Origin of the sequence: Neglectibacter sp. CSJ-5 (genome assembly GCF_032490475.1) — a bacterium.
In the GTDB taxonomy this organism is placed as follows: Bacteria; Bacillota; Clostridia; order Oscillospirales; family Acutalibacteraceae; genus Hominenteromicrobium; species Hominenteromicrobium mulieris.
Genome location: NZ_JAVYJC010000018.1, coordinates 1 through 5,130 on the forward strand (window position 1 = coordinate 1; position 5,130 = coordinate 5,130).

At 46.5% G+C, this 5,130-nt stretch carries 5 protein-coding genes; all 5 read left to right on the top strand.

Annotated elements, in window-relative coordinates:
• Positions 1-91: 91 nt before the first annotated feature.
• The 5 genes from R2K26_RS15320 to R2K26_RS15340 all read left to right on the top strand — a co-directional run bounded on the left by R2K26_RS15320 (position 92) and on the right by R2K26_RS15340 (position 5,104).
• Complete coding sequence (locus R2K26_RS15320; RefSeq protein ID WP_396897268.1) at positions 92-1,969, top strand: DUF4368 domain-containing protein; 1,878 nt, start codon at positions 92-94, stop codon at positions 1,967-1,969.
• A gap of 4 nt (positions 1,970-1,973) precedes the next feature.
• Positions 1,974-2,351, top strand: coding sequence for a TnpV protein (locus tag R2K26_RS15325; RefSeq protein ID WP_021630767.1), 378 nt, complete (start codon positions 1,974-1,976; stop codon positions 2,349-2,351).
• 13 nt (positions 2,352-2,364) lie between these two features.
• Positions 2,365-2,649 (top strand): DUF6809 family protein, encoded by a 285-nt coding sequence (locus tag R2K26_RS15330; protein ID WP_396897269.1) that lies wholly within the window; start codon positions 2,365-2,367, stop codon positions 2,647-2,649.
• Positions 2,650-2,780: 131 nt separating this feature from the next.
• On the top strand, positions 2,781-4,313 hold the full coding sequence (locus R2K26_RS15335; protein ID WP_316523418.1) for a hypothetical protein: 1,533 nt from the start codon (positions 2,781-2,783) through the stop codon (positions 4,311-4,313).
• A gap of 266 nt (positions 4,314-4,579) precedes the next feature.
• On the top strand, positions 4,580-5,104 hold the full coding sequence (locus R2K26_RS15340; RefSeq protein WP_015516227.1) for a hypothetical protein: 525 nt from the start codon (positions 4,580-4,582) through the stop codon (positions 5,102-5,104).
• The last annotated feature ends 26 nt before the right edge of the window (positions 5,105-5,130 follow it).

Below are 5,130 nucleotides of genomic sequence, written 5' to 3' on the forward strand. Positions count from 1 at the left end.
CGGTGTTGTATGCTCTAAAAGACTTCTTAATCAAGCGGTTGGGAAGTCTCTTAGAACACACAACCTAAAACCGAAGAAAGGAGCGCAAGTTATGAGAAAAAATGAGAAAATCACAGCTCTGTACGAACGACTGAGCCGTGATGACTTTGGCAAAGATGATGACCAACAGCGTGAGAGCAATTCCATATCCAATCAAAAGGCAATGTTGGAGGAGTTCGCCGCACGGCAGGGCTTTACAAACATTGTCCATTTCACGGACGATGGCATTAGTGGTACTTGCTTTGACCGTCCCGGATTTTTAGCAATGATGAAAGAAGTGGAAGCCGGGAATGTGGAGTATTTGTGCATCAAGGACATGAGCCGCATGGGTCGTGACTATCTGAAAGTCGGTCAGATTATGGAAATCCTGCGTCAGCGTGGCGTTCGCCTTATCGCCATCAATGACGGCGTGGACAGTGCCAGAGGGGACGATGATTTTACCCCTTTCCGCAACATTATGAACGAATACTACGCCAGAGACACCAGCCGTAAAATCCGTTCCACTTTCCAGTCCAAAGGCAAGTCCGGCAAGCACCTCACAGGCACGGTCATTTACGGCTATCTTTGGAACGAAGCCAGAGACCAATGGTTGGTTGACCCCGAAGCCGCCGAGGTGGTCAAGCACATCTTTGCCATGACGATTGACGGCTACGGTCCGTATCAGATCGCCAGCAAGCTGAAAGAAGAAAAAGTCCTCATTCCGTCCGCTTACCTTGCCCGGCACGGCGAGGGCGTGAACAAAAATAAGACCTTCAAAGATGTGTACGGCTGGGGTTCTTCCACCATCTGCAACATTCTTGAAAAGCGTGAATATCTGGGACACACCATCAACTTCAAGACCCGAAAGCACTTCAAGGACAAGAAAAGCCATTATGTCCCGGAGGACGAATGGACAATTTTCGAGAATACCCATGAGCCTATCATTGACCAGCAGACCTTTGACCTTGTGCAGAAAATCCGTGGGAATGTCAGACGCTACCCAGACGGCTGGGGCGAAGCAGCTCCCCTCACGGGCTTGCTCTATTGCGCCGATTGCGGTGGCAAGATGTATGTCCACCGCACCAACAACGGCAAGCGTATTTCTCAATATACCTGTTCCCAATACAGCAAAGTCCCAGTTGGAAAGCTCTGCACGACACAGCACCGTATCAATGAAGATGTGGTACTGTCCCTTGTCTCTGAAATGCTGAAAGCCATTGCCGAGTATGCGAAGCATGACCGAGCCGAGTTTGTCCGTGTGGTGCAGGAAGCGCAGTCCAGCCAGCAGACGGCAGAGGTCAAGAAACAGCGGACACGCCTTGCCACCGCAAAGCAGAGAGTTTCCGAGCTGGAAGTCCTGCTCTGCAAAATCTATGAGGACAACATTTTAGGAAAGCTGTCCGACAGCAGATACGCCACTCTGGACGCTCAATACGAAAAGGAACAGTCCGAGCTTACCGTTGAAATCTCCGATCTGGAAAAGGCTATCAAGAGCTACGAGAAGCACGAAAAGGACGCTGACCGTTTTATCGCTCTGATTGACAAGTATGAGAACTTCGACAAGCTGACGATTGCCATGCTCAATGAGTTTATTGAGAAAATCCTTGTGCATGAGCGTGACCGCAAGGGCAGTATTCAGACCACACAGGAGGTCGAGATTTACTTCAATTTCGTGGGTCGTTTCGTTCCCCCTGCGTTTGGCGAAGTGGAGCTTACCCCGGAGGAATTAGAGGAAATCCGCAAGCGTGAGGAACGCAAGGACAGGCTCCACCAGAACTACTTGAAGCGGAAAGCCAATGGTAAACAGAAAGAGTATGAGGAGCGCACGAAAGCCAAGAAAAAAGCGGAGATTGAAGCCAGAAAACAGGCAATCCGCACCGAGGATATTGCCAGAGGGGTATTTATCCCGGTGAGCAGTTTGCCGCAGCTGGGACCGAGAAAGGGAGCGTGATTTTATGAAAGAGTTGAAACCGAGAATCCATGAGAACGGTATGGACTATGTGTTGGTGGGCGACTACTATGTGCCGGACTTGAAGCTGCCGGAGGAACGCCGACCTATTGGGCATTGGGGACGCTTGCACCAGTCCTATCTGAAATTGCACCGTCCCATGCTTTACAACGAGCTAATTTTGTCCGGCAGCCTCCACACCGTCGTTGCCGATCTGAACGAGCAGGCGGCAGACAGGCTGGACTTGATTATCCGGCAGATGATGAAAGCCGAGGGCGTGACCGAAGCCATGAAAGCGGAAAATCAGATGTTATGGGTGCAGTCAATGAACTCCATCCGCTGCCGGGCAGAGGAAATCATCAAGACGGAACTAATCTACTGTTGAGAGAGGTAAAGCTATGATTTTGGAAGCCATGTATAATGGGGAGTTTTATCCCTGCGAGACAGTTGTACCTACATCACCGGAATACCGAAGGGCAGTCATAGCCTGTGAAAAGCTCATGGAGCAGTTGTCCCAGCGGCTCAGCAAAGAGGACTATGAGCTGGTGCAGGAACTCCGGGCGCAGACAGCAATCGCCCAATGTGAAGAAAGTGAAAGTCACTTCAAGTATGGCTTTTCCGCTGGGCTGATGTTCAGCAGGAAGCCCATGAACAAGTGCAGCAGAAGAAAGAAAAATGGATGAAGAAAGCCGCCTGAGCAGAAAGAAACTGTTCGGGCGGTTTCAGCATTCGCCAGTAGATTTATTCACACTCTTGTGATAAAATTTACTACAATCAAGAGCGTGATAGCACTAATTTTATGGGGGGATGCTTAATGAATAGAATTTTGAAAAAATTTTTACAGCGGGGTGTCGATTTAAGTCCTGTGGGAGTTGAACTCCGTGAGGATAATACAAATTATTTTTGTACCCCAAAAGGGGCATCGGTTTTTGGATGGGCAGGGATAGATGGTATCCACTTCTGTTTCATTCGTGGATTTGGAGAGATGGTTTTCTCTGTCAGCCCCATGAATACTTCTCCTGATTATGTTCATCCAGTAGCTGAAAATTTTACCGACTTTCTGCGGCTTATACTGGCTTGTGGTGATGTGGCGGCAGTGGAACAAGCGTGGATGTGGAACGAAGCACAGTTTGAAGCCTTTCTCAATGAAAACCCTACAACCCAGGAACAACAGCAAACTTTATCGGAAATTTCAGAGAAGATGAATTTGTTGCCTATGGAACAACCGTGGACATATATCAAAAACCTGCAATCTTCCTTTGATTACAGTCAGATTAAATACACAGAAGATTATTACGATAATGATATGACTTCAGAAGCAGAATTGGTTGCCCCTGAATGGAAGGTCTACTTTGATGGAGATTTCTGGAGACATCGAGGTAAAGACCGTGCCGGAAAAGAGATCAAGCTGGATAAACAATTCGATTGGGCTGGATATCATTGGGTAATTCCGGCAGCTTATTCATGTAGCAAAGGACTTGTCGTTGATTTTTGTATGCGAGTTGATTCAGAAAGCATCCGTGACTTCATGAAAAAATGGAATCTGGACTGGGAAAATGACTCATGTGAAAATTTTACCCGTGAGCAACAGATGCAGATGGAATGGGAAAACCCACTTTGTTTTAACTTCAAACCTTGCTTGAAGTTAAACGAGAAAATATTACAGGCAACCCATGGCTGCGCTGTGAGCTTTAATCCTTGTCTGCCAGATGGCGTTATCAATGAGTTGGAAGCAAAATGGGCAATCGACCATTATGGGCTGGATAGTACTTATGGCTGGGTCATATGCAGAGACGTATTTCCTTGGGGAACCAAGCATCACCCTGAAATCAATAAACTTTTTCTTACAATGGAGCAGCAACCAGGACAAGTTCCAGGCTCACATTTCAAAGTTCACGCACCCGGAGATTCATTTATGTTTTCCCATCCTGTTAGCGGAATAACCCATACACTGACCGTGCAGGAAATAGAACAGCAGACAGTTCCTCAAAATAGTTTTGGTTCTGATCGCTGGATTTATCCGACACATTATATTGCCATGAGTTATACACTTACCCCTGAACCGATGGAGAACATTTCGGTTTTTGACTGTGATGAAGGCGATAGACCGATAGAAGTTACACCAGACGATCATTCGTTCCGTCCAGTTGGCAGTAGTTCCTGTTTTGTTGTTGGTGTTATTGGTGGTGCAGATGGTCCGACAGCAGTTATATATGGAACAAATTCACAAGAAAAACTTCATGCTGCTTGTTCTGCTCTGCACTTTGAACCGGTTGGTGATGATGTCGAGTGGCGTATCGTGTTCAATGTTACGCAGTTTGACAAAGAAACATTCCCAATTATCTAAAAATACCCTTAGAACTCTAAGGGCGCACTTCTATACTCTCTGTCGAGAGTAGTGCGTCCTGCGGAGCTTCATTCTCCGTCAGCAGAAGAAAACTGCATGACCGAGAATGTTGCGTCACTTCGTTCCGTCAAGGTGGCTACACCCCCTTGCGCCGCTAAAGCGGCTATCCCCTGTGGACTTGCCGTCCGCAAACGGTTTTGACAAACCGTTCGCCGCCAGCAAGTTTGAAAATCAAGAATCTTAATTTGATAAAGGAGTGTGATTCTATGAAAAAGAAATTACCCATAATCCTCTTGGGTGTTATTTTGGCTTGTGTGTTGGTTTTCGGTTTCCTTTATGCAAACAATGACATTGGTAAAACCGCAAACAGTTTAGAAGCAGACATTCGCCAATCTCAAAAAATTTTGGATGATTGGATTGTTGATGGAAGCATTTCCGACACAATGGCTGCATTTATTTCTTACCCACAGGACAAGACAGACCACACTTTTTCTGTCTATGTAAATCGCCCTGGCTTGTCTTTTGGATATTTCTTCCGTGGTGGTGGAGATATAGTTGAGGTTGATGATTACATTGCAGAGTTTGTTGTTGAGGGAAATAACGAAAGGGCATTTATCTCAATGAATACCCAAAATATTGTTCGACTTGAAGTAGATGATGGCAACGGCATTCAGGTGATTGATATTGATAGTGGCAAGCCTTTCGCCATTGTCCTGCCCCTCAATGTAGGAAACATCTGTTTCTATGATACGAATGGAAATGTTGTGGAATATCTTCGCCAACAACTTTGACCAACTTCAATTTACCGAACTGAACA